At 45.9% G+C, this 17,537-nt stretch carries 14 protein-coding genes; 9 read left to right on the top strand and 5 right to left on the bottom strand.

Features of this window, described 5'->3' with window-relative positions; all coding sequences use genetic code 11:
• Positions 1 to 365: 365 nt before the first annotated feature.
• Positions 366 to 1,061, bottom strand: coding sequence for a gluconate 2-dehydrogenase subunit 3 family protein (locus ABR189_RS17240; protein ID WP_354661704.1), 696 nt, complete (start codon positions 1,059 to 1,061; stop codon positions 366 to 368).
• A gap of 52 nt (positions 1,062 to 1,113) precedes the next feature.
• Positions 1,114 to 2,853, bottom strand: coding sequence for a GMC family oxidoreductase (locus ABR189_RS17235; RefSeq protein ID WP_354661703.1), 1,740 nt, complete (start codon positions 2,851 to 2,853; stop codon positions 1,114 to 1,116).
• A gap of 103 nt (positions 2,854 to 2,956) precedes the next feature.
• On the opposite strand from ABR189_RS17235, the gene ABR189_RS17230 reads away from it, so the two are divergent.
• Both ABR189_RS17230 and ABR189_RS17225 read left to right on the top strand, forming a co-directional pair.
• Positions 2,957 to 4,438 carry a gluconokinase gene (locus ABR189_RS17230; RefSeq protein ID WP_354661702.1) on the top strand — a complete coding sequence of 494 codons (1,482 nt, stop codon included), beginning with the start codon at positions 2,957 to 2,959 and terminating at the stop codon, positions 4,436 to 4,438.
• A gap of 50 nt (positions 4,439 to 4,488) precedes the next feature.
• The gene (locus ABR189_RS17225) at positions 4,489 to 4,866 is read left to right on the top strand and encodes a Dabb family protein (protein ID WP_354661701.1); all 378 of its coding nucleotides are present in this window, start codon (positions 4,489 to 4,491) and stop codon (positions 4,864 to 4,866) included.
• A gap of 43 nt (positions 4,867 to 4,909) precedes the next feature.
• Here the strand turns inward: ABR189_RS17225 and mutL are convergent, their stop codons facing one another.
• Positions 4,910 to 6,811, bottom strand: a complete 1,902-nt coding sequence (gene mutL, locus ABR189_RS17220) for a DNA mismatch repair endonuclease MutL (RefSeq protein WP_354661700.1) — start codon at positions 6,809 to 6,811, stop codon at positions 4,910 to 4,912.
• A 311-nt stretch (positions 6,812 to 7,122) separates the two neighbouring features.
• On the opposite strand from mutL, the gene msrB reads away from it, so the two are divergent.
• Both msrB and ABR189_RS17210 read left to right on the top strand, forming a co-directional pair.
• The gene (gene msrB, locus ABR189_RS17215) at positions 7,123 to 7,599 is read left to right on the top strand and encodes a peptide-methionine (R)-S-oxide reductase MsrB (protein ID WP_354661699.1); all 477 of its coding nucleotides are present in this window, start codon (positions 7,123 to 7,125) and stop codon (positions 7,597 to 7,599) included.
• Positions 7,600 to 7,794: 195 nt separating this feature from the next.
• Positions 7,795 to 8,337, top strand: coding sequence for an SRPBCC family protein (locus ABR189_RS17210; protein ID WP_354661698.1), 543 nt, complete (start codon positions 7,795 to 7,797; stop codon positions 8,335 to 8,337).
• Between the two features lie 94 nt (positions 8,338 to 8,431).
• On the opposite strand, the gene ABR189_RS17205 is transcribed toward ABR189_RS17210, so the two are convergent.
• Positions 8,432 to 8,719 (bottom strand): YciI family protein, encoded by a 288-nt coding sequence (locus ABR189_RS17205; protein WP_354661697.1) that lies wholly within the window; start codon positions 8,717 to 8,719, stop codon positions 8,432 to 8,434.
• 403 nt (positions 8,720 to 9,122) lie between these two features.
• On the opposite strand from ABR189_RS17205, the gene ABR189_RS17200 reads away from it, so the two are divergent.
• The 5 genes from ABR189_RS17200 (at position 9,123) to ABR189_RS17180 (ending at position 14,934) form a co-directional block, all read left to right on the top strand.
• Positions 9,123 to 10,934 (top strand): DUF4836 family protein, encoded by a 1,812-nt coding sequence (locus tag ABR189_RS17200; RefSeq protein WP_354661696.1) that lies wholly within the window; start codon positions 9,123 to 9,125, stop codon positions 10,932 to 10,934.
• Between the two features lie 93 nt (positions 10,935 to 11,027).
• Positions 11,028 to 11,678, top strand: a complete 651-nt coding sequence (locus ABR189_RS17195) for an ATP-binding cassette domain-containing protein (RefSeq protein ID WP_354661695.1) — start codon at positions 11,028 to 11,030, stop codon at positions 11,676 to 11,678.
• Positions 11,679 to 11,688: 10 nt separating this feature from the next.
• Positions 11,689 to 12,885, top strand: a complete 1,197-nt coding sequence (locus tag ABR189_RS17190) for an FtsX-like permease family protein (protein ID WP_354661694.1) — start codon at positions 11,689 to 11,691, stop codon at positions 12,883 to 12,885.
• A 53-nt stretch (positions 12,886 to 12,938) separates the two neighbouring features.
• The gene (locus tag ABR189_RS17185; protein ID WP_354661693.1) at positions 12,939 to 13,262 is read left to right on the top strand and encodes a Dabb family protein; all 324 of its coding nucleotides are present in this window, start codon (positions 12,939 to 12,941) and stop codon (positions 13,260 to 13,262) included.
• Positions 13,263 to 13,407: 145 nt separating this feature from the next.
• Positions 13,408 to 14,934, top strand: a complete 1,527-nt coding sequence (locus ABR189_RS17180; protein WP_354661692.1) for a M60 family metallopeptidase — start codon at positions 13,408 to 13,410, stop codon at positions 14,932 to 14,934.
• Here ABR189_RS17180 and ABR189_RS17175 read toward each other — a convergent pair.
• Complete coding sequence (locus ABR189_RS17175; protein ID WP_354661691.1) at positions 14,931 to 17,516, bottom strand: DUF3857 domain-containing protein; 2,586 nt, start codon at positions 17,514 to 17,516, stop codon at positions 14,931 to 14,933. The two genes, ABR189_RS17180 and ABR189_RS17175, sit on opposite strands and share 4 nt — an antisense overlap.
• Between the last annotated feature and the right edge of the window lie 21 nt (positions 17,517 to 17,537).

Here is a 17,537-nt window from a genome sequence, read left to right as displayed (position 1 = left end):
ATGCTTTAACTATGCTTCAACCATGCTTCAACCATAGCTCAACCATATCTATAGAACGCTTTAACTATGCTTTAACTATGCTTCAACTATAGCTCAACTATGCTTTAAGGTAGAGGTTTATCCGGATTTTTAGCGCTTTCGGCAAATACCTGATGACGGAGAGAAATTGGTTACCGCTGTAAGTACATGGGCCTTCCCCATATTCAGTTAATAGTTTAAAAACATCCGCTGCATTTTTGCTCGTAGTTCATAGCCCGAAGCTCGTAGCTTTTTTCAGCTACATCGAGCTAACAGCTTCTAAACAACAAGGGCTGCCTGAAATACTTCAGCCAGCCCTTGTTGCATTTTGGTGATCCCTGAACGGTTTAATCCCAGGTCATGATTTTATTACGGTCCTCAATTTTGAGGCATTGCGCCAGTGTTTTTTCATCATATGCCAGGTTGTACTGTTTCAGTACATCAGCAGGCACCCCATCCCATTCATTAGGGGTGTTGCCTACATAACCGAGGTCTTTGATTCCTATTTTGCTGGTAAAGAATCCGGTAGCGGTGAGGTTGCGCATCATATTGAAAAAGGTGACGCCCTGGCTCATGTCAGGCGCCGCTTTTTCCGGATAGGCGATCATGTCTACCAGTTCCAGCTGTTGAGGTTTAGCGCAATCGGTAAACACCTTGTTGTGGCGTTTCAGGCATTGCATATCCAGCCAGCGGAGGCCACCCCGCATCGGGTGTTGATACTGCGGCTGATCTTTTACGGTAAATTCGATGAAGTCGGCCACTTTAGCATCAGAAGCACTGCCGGAGTGATCATCTGCCGGAATGATAATATCTGCCAATACGGTAATGGTCTTCATTTCCTGGTCGGTGAAGAATTTTTCCGCATTGAGTTTAGCATCTCTTTCTTTTTCTTCCGGTGTGCGGCCATATACACCACCACCTGCGGTGGCAGCACCTTTTTTATCACCGGTAGCTGTTTTATCATCACAGCCGGCAGCACCGAGGAGGGTGCCTACAGATAAAGTTCCCAGTGCAAGTGCTTTCAGGGATTCTCTTCTATCCATATTATTAGTGTTTGAATGTTATGGTAAATACGGTCCTTTGCAGGAGCCTGCATTAAATATTTTGTTTCTTCAATTCGTCCACGATGTATTCCGATGTACGGAGTGACAGTGCCAGGATGGTCCAGGTAGGGTTTTTATCTGCCTGGGACACAAAAGAACCGCCATCTACCACAAAAAGGTTTTTTACATCATGTGCCTGGCCGTATTTATTGAGCACAGAGCGCTGGCGGTCATCGCCCATACGGGTAGTACCTACCTCGTGGATGATTCTGCCCGGATTTTCAAGACCATATTTGGATTCAGGACCAGGCTTGCTACCGTTAGGTACTGCGCCTACCTGGTGAAGCAGTTCTTCAAAAGTATCCTGCATGTGTTTGGCCTGCTTGATTTCATGATCGCTCCAGGTGTAGTTAAAGCGAAGCACGGGAATACCGAACTTGTCTACTACGTTAGGATCTATTTCGCAATAGTTGTCCTCGCGGGCAATACATTCACCACGACCGGCAAAACCGATACCAGCACCGTAAAAGCGGCGGTAATCATCTTTCAGGGAAGCACCGTATCCACCAGCTGGTTTGGTACTGCCATCGCGGGTAGGGTATTTACCGTTCTGGTTTTCCATCCCAAAGCCAAAGCCATAGGAAGGCATACCCATACCCCCCCAGAATTCGATATGATAACCACGGGCAAAGTCCAGTTTTTTGTTATCGCCCCACCACGGAATATAGAGGTGCATACCACCGGTACCATCTTCATTATACCGTTTGCGGTCCATCAGCTGTGGCATAAAACCACCCCGGGAAGCACCGGTAGAATCGTGCAGGTATTTACCTACCACCCCGGAAGAGTTGGCCAGTCCGTTAGGATGGTTGGGAGATTTAGAGTTGAGCAGCAGGCGGGCCGATTCGCAGGCGCTGGCGGCCAGTACGATTACTTTGGCATTTACCACATATTCCTGCATATCGGACTTATCTACATAAGATACGCCCGTAGCCTTGCCGGTGTTGTCTGTCAGCACCTCGCGTGCCATTGCATTCACGTACAGGTCTACATGGCCTGTTTTCATCGCGGGTTTCACCAGTACAGAAGACGAGGAGAAGTCGCCATACACGGTACAGCCCCGATTACATTGGCTGCAATAGAAACATGGGCTGCGGTCTTTATTTACCGGGCGGGTAAGGATAGACAACCGGGCGGGCACCACGGGAATACCTATTTTGCCAGCGGCTTTTTTGATCATCAGCTCATGGAGGCGTGGTTTGGGAGGAGGGAGGAAATAACCATCCGGTTCATTGGGCATCCCTTCTACTGTACCATATACCCCGATCATTTTATCCACCCTGTCGTAGAATGGTTTTACATCATCATAGCTGATAGGCCAGTCATCGCCCAGGCCATCATAGCTTTTGTGTTTGAAGTCGCGCGGACCAAAGCGGAGTGAAATACGTCCCCAGTGGTTGGTACGTCCACCCAGCATACGGGAGCGGAACCAGTCGAACTGTGTACCGTTTTTGCGGGTGTAGGGCTCCCCATCGATCTGCCAACCGCCGTAGGCAGCGTCAAAGTCGCCGAAAGCGCGTACCGTACCTGCACCTCTGCGGGGCGATTCATAGGGCCATTTTAATTGGGTAGCTTGTTCAGGATCGGCAGGATCATATTTAGGACCCGCCTCCAGCAGCGCTACTTTTAAGCCTGCTTCCGAAAGTGTTTTGGCTGCCATACCGCCTCCAGCGCCGGAGCCTACGATACAGACATCGTAAAATTTACCTTGTTTCTTAATTTCAAATGCCATTGCGTGGATATTATTATTATAAGGACCTTATAGCAGTTTTAAATCTATGAATTATTATACGGAAAATGAAAGGTGTTTTTTATTTTGGAGGACATTCCGGGATATGAACGAACGCAGCAGGTATATTATTGGAGTAGATATTGGAACAGGCAGTACTAAAACCATTGCAGCAGATGCAGCAGGGAAGGTATATGCCAGCTATCAGCAAGGATATGATACCTTCCAGCCCCGGCAATTATACAGTGAGCAGGACCCGGAAAAATTGTTACAAGCGGTAAAGGCAGGTATTGCCAGCGTGGTACAGCAGCTGGGGTATCCACCCGCCGCCATCACTTTCAGTGCTGCTATGCATGGACTGATAGCCATGGATGCCGGAGGAACAGCACTCACCCCTTTGATCACCTGGGCAGACAACCGCAGTTACGAGGTGGCTGCCGCCCTGAAGGATACAGACACCGGCCATGCATTGTATCATCAGACAGGTACACCGGTGCACGCCATGTCCCCCCTTTGCAAGATCATGTGGCTGCGGGAGCAGCAACCAGCTATATTTGCGCGTACGGCCATGTTTGCCGGTATCAAATCCTATCTTTTCCATCATTTATTACAGCGGTATGTAACGGATCACGCGATGGCATCTGCCACCGGTATGCTGGACATACATACCCTGGAGTGGAGCAAGCTGGCATTGGATACTGCCGGTATCAGCAAGGCACAGTTGCCGGAGCTGGTACGCACACGGCAGGTACTTACCGGACTGGCACCCGCCATAGCAGCGGAGTTAGGGATCCCTGCCTCCACCCCGCTGATAGCAGGCGGGAGTGACGGGTGTCTGGCACAATTGGGCAGTGCGGCGATGGATGCCGGGCATGCCACCCTTACCATCGGTACCAGCGGAGCGGTGAGAATGGCGGTAGGACAGCCGGTAACCGATATCCACCGGCGATTGTTTACCTACGTGCTTACAGAAAATCAGTTTATTACCGGTGGGGCTACCAACAATGGCGGTGCCGTGGTACAGTGGTTTGTGGTACATTTTTTACAGCAACCGGCTACTGCAGTAGGTGCTTGTGTGGAGCAGGCATTGGCATTACCACCCGGCGGAAACGGGTTGTTATGTTTACCTTACCTATTTGGAGAGCGGGCACCCGTGTGGGATAGCAGTGCACAGGGAATGTTCACCGGTGTTCAGTCTACCCATACCGCGATGCATTTTCTGCGGGCCATCCTGGAAGGGATTTGTTTTAACCTGTTGAGTATAGCGGCAGCATTGGAAGAAACGGTGCAACCCATACAACAGGTAGCCGTAAGCGGAGGGTTTACCGCATCACGGGGATGGATGCAGTTGCTTGCAGATGTGTTCCGGAAACCGGTATCCCTGCAGCAGCAAAGTGATGCATCGGCCATGGGAGCAATAATACTGGCCTTACAGGCATTGGGCCTGCCTGATCAGGATTTTGAACAAACGGCGCCTGAAGAAGTGTTTGCACCAGATGAGGCCGCCGCCGCTATTTACCAGAAAAACTATGTGCAGTTTAAAACACTTTATGCCCCGCAGGTTAAAAAGGAGGAAACCAGGGGGTGAGGAACAGCAGATGTATTGCTGGCCAAATAAAACATTAACTTTCCACGTATATGAAAAATGTATGGATCACCGCTGTTATGATCATAGCAGCATTTAGCTCAGGATGTATGAAAAAAGCACCTACACAGTATCAGCACATGGTATGCTTTAAGTTTAAAGCTACCGCCACTGCAGCAGACAAGGAAAAGCACATGGCTTATTTTGCTTCGTTAAAGGATTCTGTACCCGGCATTACCGGTTATAGCGCAGGCACTACCTTTCCGGTACAGTATGAGAAAACGGCCGACTACGACTGTTTCCATATTGTAACCTTTGCCAATGAAGCGGATATAGAAACGTATTTCCATCATCCTGCCCATCAGCGTTTTATTGAAGCCAATAAGGACAGCTGGGAAGGCGCCTTTGTGGTAAACGGAAAGGAAGACTAGGAACTGGGTTGGCTATTGTACAAGCCCGTGATCCAGGAGTTTTTTACTGGCCTCTTTCAAACATGCGGGCCAGGTCTGTCAGTTTAAAAGAAATAAAGGTGAATTTACCGCCTGGCGACACATTGGGCATGCTGCAGGCAAAGAGTTCGTCGATGATGTTCTGCATTTCGCGGGGGGCCAGTACTTTGCCCGCAGCAATGGCATTATTGCGTGCCATGGAGCGTACCAGTTGTTCCCGTTTATTTATTTTCAGTTCATTGCTGAAGTGCTTGAACTGTTCCAGTAATCCTTCAATACTAGCCTGTTCATTATTATGCTGCAGGTCGGCAGGCGTACCCCTTACGATGAAAGTATGGTTGCCAAAAGGTTCCAGGTCGTAGCCCAGCAGCTGGAGGTCGGGCAGCATTTCGCTGATCACGGCAGCATCCACGGGTTGCAGGTGCAGGGTTTGTGGAAACAGGCTTTGCTGGGTAGGCATGGGGCTTTCCTGTAAAGCGCGTTGGTAGCGTTCATAAAGAATCCTTTCATGCGCCGCCTGCTGATCGATCAGGATAAAGCCTGATTTGATCTGGGACAGGATATATTGTTGATGCACCTGTACCGGCACTTTCTGATCTACCGCGGTATCCTGCCAGCGTTCGTCTATTACAGAAGCAGTAGACTGTGGTTGGCTGTCGTATGCCGGTGCGGGTTTGCTCACGGTATCCGGATGTTCCAGGTGTGGCTGTTCCTGCGTATAGCGGTCGCTGTTGCCTCCTTCATACAGGTCTTTCCAATGGCGGAGATTGCTGCTGTTGGTGCTTTTGTCGATCATGTGGGCCTGGTTGGCCTGGGAAAAGGTTTTATATAACGAGGTGTGGGTAGACAGGTTTTGCTGTGCTTCCGTAAAAGGTTTGTTTACCGCATCCAGTTGCTGGATACCGGGGTCCAGGTCAAAATCCAGTGTAGGCGTTACATTGAATTGTGCCAGGGCATGCTTAACTGCAGACTGTACGAACGCGTACATCACCTTTTCGTCGTCAAACTTGATTTCCTGTTTGGTAGGATGTACGTTAATATCCACGTGTGCAGGGTCCAGGTCTATGAACAATACATATAACGGGAAGCTATCAACAGGGATGAGGTCCTTAAAAGCGTTCATGACAGCATGATGCAGGTAAGGGCTTTTGATAAAGCGGTTATTTACGAAAAAGAACTGATCGCCGCGGGTTTTTTTAGCTGTTTCAGGTTTGCCTACAAACCCATATACATCCATGTAGTCGGTAGTTTCCTTTACGGTAACCAGGCGGGCATTATAGTGGGGGCCCAGGATAGCAATGATACGTTGCTTCAGGGAGCCTTTTTCAAAGTGAAACAGTTGCTGGTTGTTGCTGGTAAGTACAAACTGCAATTGTGGATATGCGAGGGCAATGCGGATAAATTCGTCAACGATATGGCGCATTTCTGCGGCATTGCTTTTGAGGAAGTTCCGGCGGGCGGGCACATTAAAGAACAGGTTCTTCATGGCAATACTGGTACCTTCGGCTGTTTGGCAAGGTTCCTGTATTTTTACCGCACTGTTATCTATTTCGATGTAAGTGCCCAGTTCGGTACCTGTTTTCCGGGTTTTCATTTCCACCTGGGCAACCGCCGCAATAGAAGCGAGGGCTTCGCCGCGGAAACCCATGGTCCGGATTTGGAAAAGGTCTTCGATGGACTGTATTTTGGAGGTAGCATGCCTTTCAAAGCACATGCGGGCATCTGTTTCGCTCATACCGCCGCCGTTGTCAATTACCTGCACCAGCTCTTTGCCCGCGTCTTTTATAATCAGTTGAATTTCAGTTGCACCAGCATCAATAGCATTTTCCAGGAGCTCTTTCACCGCCGAAGATGGCCGCTGTATCACTTCCCCTGCTGCTATCTGGTTTGCTATATTGTCTGGTAATAAATTGATGATATCCGCCACTTATTAGCCTTTTGGCGTAAAGTTAGCAATTTAAATGCAGTTGCTAATAGCGTGATAAACAGCTTGTTTGAAAGAAAAACGGAAGAAGATGTGCGAAATGGGCCTACTTATCATGCCAGATAACAATCCATTCAGGCGCGGGATTCGTATTTTTATAGTGGGGAATATAAGGTTATGGAATGACAATATTGTTAATGAGAGGTTAACGACAAATATTTTTTGATATGAGGGTGCGGAATCTGATAATTTTGAGTTTTATCGTTTTGAGCAGTAATTGTTCATATTCTCAGAACGGCGTTAAAAATAAGCCAATGGAAGAAGAAAAAAAGCAGCGTGAAGGTTACTCCCGAACGGACACGGGGAAGGTAAACTTATCGGAGGAAGAGTGGAAGCGTATTTTACCTAAGGAGGTATACAACATAGCCCGTGAAAAAGGAACGGAATGGGCTTTTACCGGGAAATACTGGAATAGTAAAGAGAAAGGCACTTATTATTGTGCGGCTTGCGGTAATCCTTTGTTTGTTTCGGATGCCAAGTTTGAAAGCAGCTGTGGCTGGCCCAGTTTTTTTCAGCCTATTACCAAAACCAGTGTGATCTATGCACCGGACAATGCACATGGCATGCACCGTACAGAAGTGATGTGTGGCCGTTGCAAAGCACACCTGGGACATGTATTTGATGACGGACCCCCACCTACAGGGTTACGTTACTGCATTAATTCTGTGATCCTGGATTTTGACAAGGCACAGGATGCTGAAAAAAACTATAAAGACAAGGAGAAACAATAGGTCGGTTTACGGCTTTCAATGGTAACCCGGATAACCTGCGCCGAAGCAGGTTGTGAAATCGTACTGTATAGCATCAACCAATTTCTGAGTCATTATGCCAATGTACCTGCACGGATTTTAGGAATAAGCACAATGTCATAAGGGGGAAATACTGGAAATAGTTTAAATTTAGTATGAACAAACCCCAAGAATGGTATGAAAATGCTGAAAATACTGGCCTGGATCATAGGTATACTTCTGGTATTATTTGTGGTCCTGATATTGGTAGCACCAGTAACGATGCATGTAGAGCGTACTGTAGCCATTAAAGCTCCGGCCCCCGTTGTATGGGAGCATATTGTAAAATTCGAGAAATTTAATGAGTGGAATACCTGGCGAAAGGCTGATCCTGCTGCGCAATATACGACCAGCGGGGAGGATGGCACTGTTGGGGCGGTTAATTCCTGGAAGGGAGAGAAGATAGGAGAAGGAAAGCTCGAACACCTGGCATTGGAGCCGTATACCAGTATACGGCAACGGCTTACCTTTGTAAAGCCCTGGCAATCAGAAGCCGCTGTGTTTTTTAAACTGGAAGAAGCAGGTGGCAATACGCATGTTACCTGGGGGTTTGACGCTGCCTATTCCCGCCCGATGAATGTGATGGGGTTATTTATGGAAGGTGCCCTGGAGAAAGATTTTGATGAAGGACTGCGTAATCTTAAAAGGATCGCGGAGGCGGATACTACCCAACCGGAGTAATAAGCAGGATATATAAATCATATAACCTTGTCAGTTACCACTGCAGGTAAGATATGCGAATAAGGAAGACTGATAGAAAAGAACACCGGCAGGATCAGGAAAAGTAGTGTTCCAGCTCATGTACATAGGAGGTAGGCTCAAATTCAATGATCTCAAAGAGGGTGAGATGGTATTTATCCAGCGGATCTTCTGCCATGATTTCCTCAACTTCTTTTCTGCTGGAAGCCTTACAAAGGATGAGTGAACCGGATTTGGGTTTTCTGCGTCCGGAAAAGATGAACTTACCACATTTATAATATTTTTCGAGGAAAGCACGGTGCTCCTCCATATAGTGCTCTATAGCCGCAACAGGGCGAATGTATTGTAAGAGAATCAGGAACATAATGGTTTTTCAGTAGTTAAAAATGTGTTGCTCATAGGTAGTGTTGACAGAAATAGTATAATACAAAGGTATAAAACTATATCAGCATAAGATTTATTGTATACCGCAGTAATTAAAAGGTATAGGTACAGTTTGATAACATGCTTATATAGCTTACAAAAGTATAAGTAATTTCTTTTATAAAGAATACCACGATGGTAGTAAAGTGCTGGTAAATAACAATATATAATATCATTGGTTTTGCGGTATGATATAAAGGAAGGATGCTGCGGTATGGTTGCAGCTGGTTCCGGTTATAAGACCGTATATGTTAAATAACTGCCGGTGAGCCATTAGTTTAATGTATTACAAAAAAAGATGGTATTTTCGCAACTGATTTCAAATTCTAATTTTTGATCGATTTATGAAAAGAACAATTTCCAAAGTTTTGTTAACCGCTGTAACGGCAGCGGTGATGCTGACTGCCTGTTCGAAACAACCCGAACAAACAAAGCATATTCCTAAAACCGCAGGAGTAGTGGTTGGCCTGAATGCCAAACAACTAAGCCAGAAGCTGATTACCAATGGTATTACCATGGATAAGCTGTTTACTACTTTGCAATCTCCGGCTGATACTGCCAATGCAGCGATGAAAGCCTGGAAGGATGCGGAGAATTCTGGTGTGGACCTGACCAATAACTTCTTTGCTGCTTTTGTATTTAACAGCAACAGCGCAAAAGAAACTGCTGGTAATGGTGCCAAATCTTATGTAAGTATTACCGGTAGTTTAAAAGATGAGTCTAAATTTGAGGCTTATCTGAAACAGAACGTACCTAATTTTTCCCTGAAAACACAGGGCGATTTTAAGTATATCTGGGAAGCTAAAGAAGGAGCTATCGTTGGTTGGAATAAAGGAACTGTGATTTACCTGCGTCCTTTTGATGCCAACAACGTGAGCAGGCATAATCCTCTGGGCGTACCGGATTCAGATGATTATAATGAGGAGGAAGCCCCCCCCGCAGAAGAAGAACCTGCAGTGGATAGTGCTGTTGCAGCACCTGCTGCCGTAGTAGCTGTAGCAGATGATGCTACTGAAAAAACCTGGGCAGCTGAACTGGATTATCTGTTTCACCTGAAAAAAGAAGAAAGTGCAGGGTCACTGGATGCTTTTACAGATGTGATGAAAAAGGGTACAGACATGACCATGTTTGTTAATCCGGAAGCTATCTACAGTGGCCAGCTGACCGCTATGGTGCCTGCCAATGTAAAGAAACTGATGGAAGGTTGTTATTATGCCGGTACCCTGAACTTCGAAAACGGTAAAGTACAGATGAACGGCTTGTCTTATGTAGGCAAACAAATGGCTGATATCTATAAAAAGTACGATAAGGCAGAACTGGACCTCAGCATGCTGACCAAATACCCTTCAGAAAACGTGACCGGCTTTCTGGCTTATGGTTTTGATTTCCGTATGATCGGGGATATTGTGAAAGCTACCGGTATGGATGGCCTGGCTAATATGGCGATGGCTAAATCCGGTCTGACCCTGGATGACGTACTGAACGCATTTAAAGGAGAACTGGTATATGTAGCTTCTGATTTTGCCATCAGCAAGGTACCGAATGAATATTTCCCGGAAGATTCTGTTACCAAACCTACTTCTAAATGGGTATTCAGCCTGAAAGTAGGCGACAAGGCAGCATTTGAAAAAGTGATCACTTCTCCTATGCTGAAAGAGATGTTTGTAAAAGAAGGTAACGAATACAAAATGGCCCAGCAGTTTCCTGGTATGCCGGCACTGTCTATCACCGACAAGTTTGTAACAGCAGCTTCTGACACTGCTTTACTGGTGCAATATATGGCAGGTACCGGCAAAATCAAGCTGGAAAACGGCATAGAAAGCAAGATCAAAGGCAATGCACTGGGTGCATATGTGAACTTTGAAAAACTGGCTACCAGCATTCCTGAAAATGAAGTGCCTGAAGATGGTAAACCATTAATGCTGAAAGCTAAAAGCCTGTTGAAAGACCTGACAGCTGTAGCCCATACCTTTAATGGTAAAACACAGGAATCAGAGGTGGTGATCAACTTTAAGAACCAAACTGAAAACAGTCTGGTACAGTTGATCAACCTGGGTACTGAAGCGGCTAAATACTTTAAGGAAAAAGAAGCGAAGGAAGCAGGGGAAGCTACAGTAGTTGATTCTGCTGCAGCTACTACAGTAGATGCGCACTAAGCTAATTGCATAATAACGTTAAGGAAGCTGTTCCGGTACCTGCCGGAACAGCTTTTTTATTTATATTTAACCCTTTCATGAAAATGCCAGTATATGCAAATTGAGCTACAACAACTGGTACCTGTTCCTTTACGCGATAAGCTATTGCAACGGGATTCCGGCATTTGGAATAAGCATGTAACATTTACGCCGGGCAGTTTTATAAAGATCAAGGCACCTTCCGGTACCGGCAAAACCACGCTGGTGCATTACCTCTATCATATACGCTATGATTATACAGGATCTGTACTGATAGACGGTAAGCCATGGACGGATTATAATAAGAACAGCATTGCACAGATCCGCCAGCAGCAGGTAAGTGTGATTTTCCAGGACCTGCGCCTGTTTGAACAGCTCACCGCACTGGAAAATATTGAACTGAAAAGGGTCATGAACAGCACTCCTTTTTGCAGTGCTGAAAAGGTGCAGAAGATGGCTGCTCAGCTGAATGTAACCCATATCCTGCAGCAAAGCGGTAAAACCCTTTCGTATGGAGAACGGCAGCGTATTGCTATCATCCGTGCACTGGTACAGCCTTTTGAATGGTTGTTCATGGATGAGCCTTTCAGCCATCTGGATGAGGATAATACGCAACGGGCAGCAGCACTCATAGCAGCTGAATGCAAGGCGAGGAATGCCGGCTTTATTTTAACAGACCTGGATAATGACCATCATTTTGATTATGATGCGCATTATCAACTTTAACGTGTTACCCATGAAACCTTTTTTTCAGCTACTTAAAAAGATTATACAAACAGGTGTGGGCAAAAGCCGGTTCCTGATGGCATCCGTAGGCCTGGGCATTGCGATGCTCCTCATCCTGATTGCGATACAAACCCATACCAATTTTGACCAGCTGTTACATAGCCAGCAAAATCAGAATGAAAGTGCGGACTTCCTGGTGCTCAATAAAAAGATTACCAATGCGATGATGGGGCAAACGGATAAAAGCATGTTTACTCCGGAAGAGATCGCGGCCATTAAACAGCAGGACTTTGTACAGGCATTTGGATTTATTACCTCCAACCAGTTTAAAGTAACCGCTGCTGCTCCCGGTGATCTGCATTTCTATACCGATATGTTTTTTGAGTCTGTATCCAATGAGTTCATTGATATAAAAAATGACGACTGGAAGTGGAGTGTTGGAGATGGTATTATTCCTATTATCCTGCCTAACGACTTCTTAAACCTGTATAATTTTGGTTTTGCATTGAGTCAGGACTTACCACAGCTATCGCAGGAAACGGTAAAGGCATTGCCGATGAAGATCACTATCTCAAAGGGGTTGATGACACAGGAATTTACCGGCAGGATCGTAGGTTTTTCGGATCGTATTTCCTCCTTCCTTGTTCCGGAAACGTTTATGCAATGGGCCAATGAAAAGTTTGGCAGTGGCGTAGCGGCCTCTCCTTCCCGGGTGATCATTAAAACCAAGGACCCCGCCAACCCCGCCCTGGTAAAGTTCCTGGATGATCATGGATATACCACCAATCAGGATAAGATCAAATACAGCAAAACAAAACTGATTGTACAAACGATCGTTTCTGTAGTAGGATTTTTCGGGTTGATACTGTTGTTGTTTGCCCTGTTGGTATTCAGTATGTTTATACAGTTGGTGATAGCTTCCTGCAAGCGGGAAATACAGCTACTCGTTACCTTAGGCACCGCGCCGGACCAGCTAAAGCGGTATTTATTAAGACAATTTATTCCCTTATATATTGTAATAGGGATTATCTCCCTGGTGTTGGTAACGGTATTGCAATGGTGGGCTGCCACTGCGTTAGCTGCACACCAGATGCAGGTATCCTTCCTGCCGGGAATAGGTACATTTGCCGGTGCCCTGCTTATTTTATTACTGGTATATGTGGTCAATGTTTATAACGTCCGGAAGTATGTGATGCAACAGGGCTAAATTTCACTTTTCACGGCTAAACTATTAACTTACCATTCGCAAAATAAAAGTATATGTACCAGGCCACTGACAAAAAATTTGTACACGTCGTTAATTTTTACCTGAAGCCCGGCTTGTCTGCCGAAGATATCAAACTATTTGAGGATGGTGTAAACTCACTGGGCACTATAGAGAGCCTGATTGTATTTAATCTGGGCAAACCGGCAGATACAGATCGTCCGGTAATTGACAGAAGCTACAGTTATTGTGAGCTCACTGTATTTAAAGACAAAGCAGGACATGATATTTACCAGGAACATCCTGTGCATAAAGCATTTGTTAAGAACTGCCAGCATCTGTGGGAGAAGGTAGTTATATTCGATTCTGAAACTATTTGATCTGCTTTGGGGCTGACTAAAAAGGGTACCTCCTCTCGGGTAGGTGATGGAGACAAAAGCGCGTTTATGCAATTCTCAGCGCCTTCGCGAACCTTTTTGGTCAGCCCCTACCTTACCTTTTATCAACCTGACTCATTCCTTTGTTATGTATAATTACGCCCGATTAACCCTTGCGTTGCTGTTGCCCGCTATGATAGCCGGGGCGCAGGAAAAGCAAACTGCAGCAACGATTATTATCAACCCACAACATCCTTTACGGGTTACGGAAAAAGCCCAACGTGCCAGTATCCTGAAATGGAGTGAGCGCTGGCAGCAAGCAGGTGACTGTAAAATGATCACCGCGCATCCTTCGGCCGACTTTTTTCCGGGCAATGTAAAACCGGACGCCAGGTATATCCGCAAAGCAGTGCATATCCAGCATCAGCAGATCCGGGAAGCCCTGGTGCCAATAGTATCCCGGCTAGGGTATTCCGGTTCCTGGTCAGATAATGTTTATAGTACCGGTTTGTATGCTCCCCCGGGCAAATGCATTGAGATCACTATTCCGGCAGCATTAGCCGACAAGAAAATTAATGTACAGATAGGGGCTCATTCGGATAATCTGGGTGTGTGGATGGCAGCCCAAGAAGATTGGCGGCGTATGCCACTGATCGTAAAGGAGAGCAGGTTAAGGCAAACAACCACTAAGGTAGCTTCTCCATTTGGCGGATTGATTTACATTACTGCTTCGCCTAAATCTGCTTCCTGGGATGGTGAAATTATAATAGATGGCGGAGTGCCGTCTTTATACTATGAAGCAGGGAAAACCACAGATGAGGAATGGGCTGCGCAATTGAAAGATAATAAGGCCCCCTGGGGAGAGCTGGTAACAGACAACGTTATACTCACCCTGCCCGATAGCATATTACAGCAGCTTAAACAACCAGCCAGGGTAATGAAGATGTGGCATACGATCATTGGAGGAGAGATGGAGCTGGCGCAAATACCACAACCCTTTTACCGTCCGCAGCGGATGGTGATTGATGAGCATATCGGCGGCGGATTTATGCACAGTGGTTATCCGGTGATGATCCACCATTCTCCTTCTGTTGGGATGGTTTCGGCTGATGTGATTGCTAATCCGGAAAAGCTGCTTGTGCCGAGTAAAGGTGGTGCCAATTGGGGTTTCTTCCATGAAATAGGTCACAACATGCAGAACCTGGATTGGGTTTTTGGAGGCACCACAGAAGTAAGCTGTAATTTCTTTTCCCTGTATATGTTTGACAGGTTGCTGGGTGGACGAGATAATGCGCATACCGGAATCTCCAATGAAGTTACGCAGCAGAAAATGCAAAACTATTTTTCTGCCGGCGCCAATTATGATACTTGGAAAGAAGATCCCTTTTTGGGATTGATTATGTTCCGCCAGTTGCAGGAAGCATTTGGATGGGAATCCTTTAAAACATTTTTCCGGGAATACCAGCAGCTGGCAGCACAGTTTCCTGATGGACGTTATGCCAGCACAGACGAGAAAAAACGTGATCTGTGGGCGCAGCAGTTTTCCAGGATTACCGGCAGAAACCTGGTACCTTTCTTTGAGAAATGGGGCATCCCCATCAGTAAAGAAGCTGCCTCCGCAGTAGCTACTCTGCCAGGATGGATGCCATATAATTTTCCACCCGTAAATAATTAATATAGCTGTTTATGCTCCTCTTCCTGCTGAGAGTGATGCGGAATCGTGAACGTAGACTTAGCCCGGTCTGATTTTAACAGATAAGGTACCCACACCAGCATATATACCAGCTGTCGTATAATAAAGTAGGGCAGGTTTGGACTAAGTGGCGTTTTGAACAGATGAGCTGTGAGGTGTACATCTGCTACGTTGATCACCAGCACAGCAAAACAAAAAGTTGCCAGACTAAAGGGGAAGATATCCCTCCGGTTGTAAAAGAGCACGACCAGTAGTATGGAATATACGATCAAAAAGGTGTTGGCTATTATTTCCGCAACAAGAAAAAGCTGGAGCACAGAGATGTTGCCCAGGTCTTTGCGGTTAGCCAGCTGTTCCCAGAGGCTGTTGGAAAACGTTTCCGTGTCCAGCAAGTCTTTCATCATCGTAAAAGGGGTAAAGGTTACCCCGATAGCAAGGAGGATGAGCCAACCACCAATTGGGATACTATTTACCGGATATTTTACCGGGAGCACGGAACGTTGGTAATATTTCCAAGCCAGGTAAGTAAAGAAGGCCGTAAATAGCAAAGCCATGGCTACCACGAGCCAGTTAATACCTTTATTGCTCGCTACAGGAGTACTTGTGCCTTCCTGTGTCCAGCTAAATTGCTGGGCAGTTAGCTGGTCAATAGCCGTTACATCTTTTACATATTGCGGGATAAAATCTACCGGTATATGATCGTTGAATGTTTTGTACTGATAGTGCATGAATAAACTACGTCCTGCCACCCGTTGGGTATAGTCAAACTGGTAGTATTCATTTTTAATGTGGAGTGCATCTGATGAGTTGGCCCAGTCGGATGGCAGTATAACCTCAATGGTATAATCCAGGTCTTCCGGGTATTTGAGCAATATGGGTGATTTTCGCTTAGTATCTGTGATAAAAGCAATTTCACTTACCAGTGCCTGGGCAACAGCTTTAGCTGTAAAGGTGCCTTTGTTGATACTATCTCTTTTCCAGGGATTACTGATCTCGTAGTTTTCCAGCACCACTATTTTATTGCTATTGGTAGAATCCTGTAAGGTAATAGCATCGGTAGTGGTTACTTCTCCATAAATACTTTTATAGTACTTCTGAAAAGCCGCTTCTTTGTCTTTTCCGCTGGAAGTAGCAAAGTCATAACGGGTATTGTCTGCAAATTTCCCGGTATAGGTGCTAGTTACAGCCAGGGTAGCGGGATAATCGAACCTGCGTGGAAAGTCTAATCTTTCCAGTATTTTGATACTGCCGGTGGATACAGGATTGGCCGGGGTAAGGGTAGTAGTGGTATCGGTAATGACGAGTGCCAGCTGGTAGGCCGGCTGGCTGAAATTTTTCAGGCCTCCCCGTTGATACGACACCGTAGGATCTATCCAGTAATGCTTACCATTTAAGGTAACATATACGATAGCATGGTTAAAAGCATAAGGACTGGGCAGTTTTTCGGCCACCTTTCTTTTGCTGTAAGTATTGACGTAAGCCATGCTGGCATTGATGCTATCGGCCTGGAGCAGGGTACATAACAGGAGTGATTTATCCTTACAGTCACCAAAGCGCTGGCTTAGTATTTTCTCCGGACTATTAGGACGATGGGAATTTTCTCCCATTTCGATACCCATATAGCGGATATCATCCTGCACAAACCGCACCGCATTTTGCAGGTATATTTCCTTATCGTTGCCCGCTTCTTTTTTCAGTGCTGCTACTTTCGTTTTAATACCATTGCCGGGAGGTGTATGTTTGTTTATTTGCCTTGCCCAGTCGGCGATCTCTTTCCATCCGGTATATTCACTGGCCTGTACATAGGGATAGTTATTGTACCAGGAAGGGGTTTGCGAGTCTTCCTCTTCCATTTCTTCCAGGTCTTTAATATTCCATTCATATAGGTTTAATCCGTTCAGGGCTTTTTGTTCGGGCATCCGGGCACCATTAAATGTTTTGAAATGAATGTTACGGTGCGGGCCGGCAATCAGGTTTTTATAATAATTAACAATAGGCTGGTAAGTAACGAAATAGAAATTATTGAAGTATTTATCTTCAAAGATGGGATTGCGGCCGGTAAGTGAAAATGCATATTCGATCTGATCGTCTTTTCTCACATCTTCCAGGATCAGATAGGCAGTAAAGGTACCACTATAGATAAACCGGGAAAGGTCTTGCTCCTGTTGTAAAAACTCAAACCTTGCAGGATTTAGTTTATTAATGATTTTACCATTTCGGCGAACGATTACCTGGTGGAAAACGAGTTGCTGGTAGGAAGGATCATAGTCCACAGAGATCTCTGAGCCATTTTGGATTCCCGCTTCTGATACTATTTGCCGGATGGTATGGTGATAGCTGCTTTTCAGTTCAGCCTGCTGTTGTTCTTCATATAGCAGTAGGAAATAACCATCACTGATATCTTTATCATTTGGTTTTTTATTGAGGTCGGGAGTATATGGAGCCAGCCAGGCAGGAGCAGGTCCGGTTTTAAAGTTCTTTCCCTGCGCATTGCCTCGTAATGGCAGCAGGGCGAGCAGCAATAATAGCTGGCAGCATATATAGGTAAGGGAGTATGGGCGCATGTAGCGGTCAAAATTATAGGT

The sequence above is a fragment of the Chitinophaga sp. H8 genome, from assembly GCF_040567655.1.
GTDB lineage: Bacteria > Bacteroidota > Bacteroidia > Chitinophagales > Chitinophagaceae > Chitinophaga > Chitinophaga defluvii.
Note: the sequence above shows the minus strand (reverse complement) of the source record. Positions and strands in the feature narration are given on the sequence as shown.

What these genes read in the sequence shown, in the direction of transcription:
- ABR189_RS17200 (WP_354661696.1), top strand. Translation starts at nt 9,123, where the DNA reads ATGAAAAGAACAATTTCCAAAGTTTTGTTAACCGCTGTAACGGCAGCG.
- ABR189_RS17185 (WP_354661693.1), top strand. Translation starts at nt 12,939, where the DNA reads ATGTACCAGGCCACTGACAAAAAATTTGTACACGTCGTTAATTTTTAC.
- ABR189_RS17230 (WP_354661702.1), top strand. Translation starts at nt 2,957, where the DNA reads ATGAACGAACGCAGCAGGTATATTATTGGAGTAGATATTGGAACAGGC.
- ABR189_RS17180 (WP_354661692.1), top strand. Translation starts at nt 13,408, where the DNA reads ATGTATAATTACGCCCGATTAACCCTTGCGTTGCTGTTGCCCGCTATG.
- ABR189_RS17240 (WP_354661704.1), bottom strand. Translation starts at nt 1,061, where the DNA reads ATGGATAGAAGAGAATCCCTGAAAGCACTTGCACTGGGAACTTTATCT.
- ABR189_RS17205 (WP_354661697.1), bottom strand. Translation starts at nt 8,719, where the DNA reads ATGTTCCTGATTCTCTTACAATACATTCGCCCTGTTGCGGCTATAGAG.
- ABR189_RS17175 (WP_354661691.1), bottom strand. Translation starts at nt 17,516, where the DNA reads ATGCGCCCATACTCCCTTACCTATATATGCTGCCAGCTATTATTGCTG.
- ABR189_RS17235 (WP_354661703.1), bottom strand. Translation starts at nt 2,853, where the DNA reads ATGGCATTTGAAATTAAGAAACAAGGTAAATTTTACGATGTCTGTATC.
- ABR189_RS17225 (WP_354661701.1), top strand. Translation starts at nt 4,489, where the DNA reads ATGAAAAATGTATGGATCACCGCTGTTATGATCATAGCAGCATTTAGC.
- ABR189_RS17210 (WP_354661698.1), top strand. Translation starts at nt 7,795, where the DNA reads ATGAAAATGCTGAAAATACTGGCCTGGATCATAGGTATACTTCTGGTA.
- ABR189_RS17195 (WP_354661695.1), top strand. Translation starts at nt 11,028, where the DNA reads ATGCAAATTGAGCTACAACAACTGGTACCTGTTCCTTTACGCGATAAG.
- ABR189_RS17190 (WP_354661694.1), top strand. Translation starts at nt 11,689, where the DNA reads ATGAAACCTTTTTTTCAGCTACTTAAAAAGATTATACAAACAGGTGTG.
- msrB (WP_354661699.1), top strand. Translation starts at nt 7,123, where the DNA reads ATGGAAGAAGAAAAAAAGCAGCGTGAAGGTTACTCCCGAACGGACACG.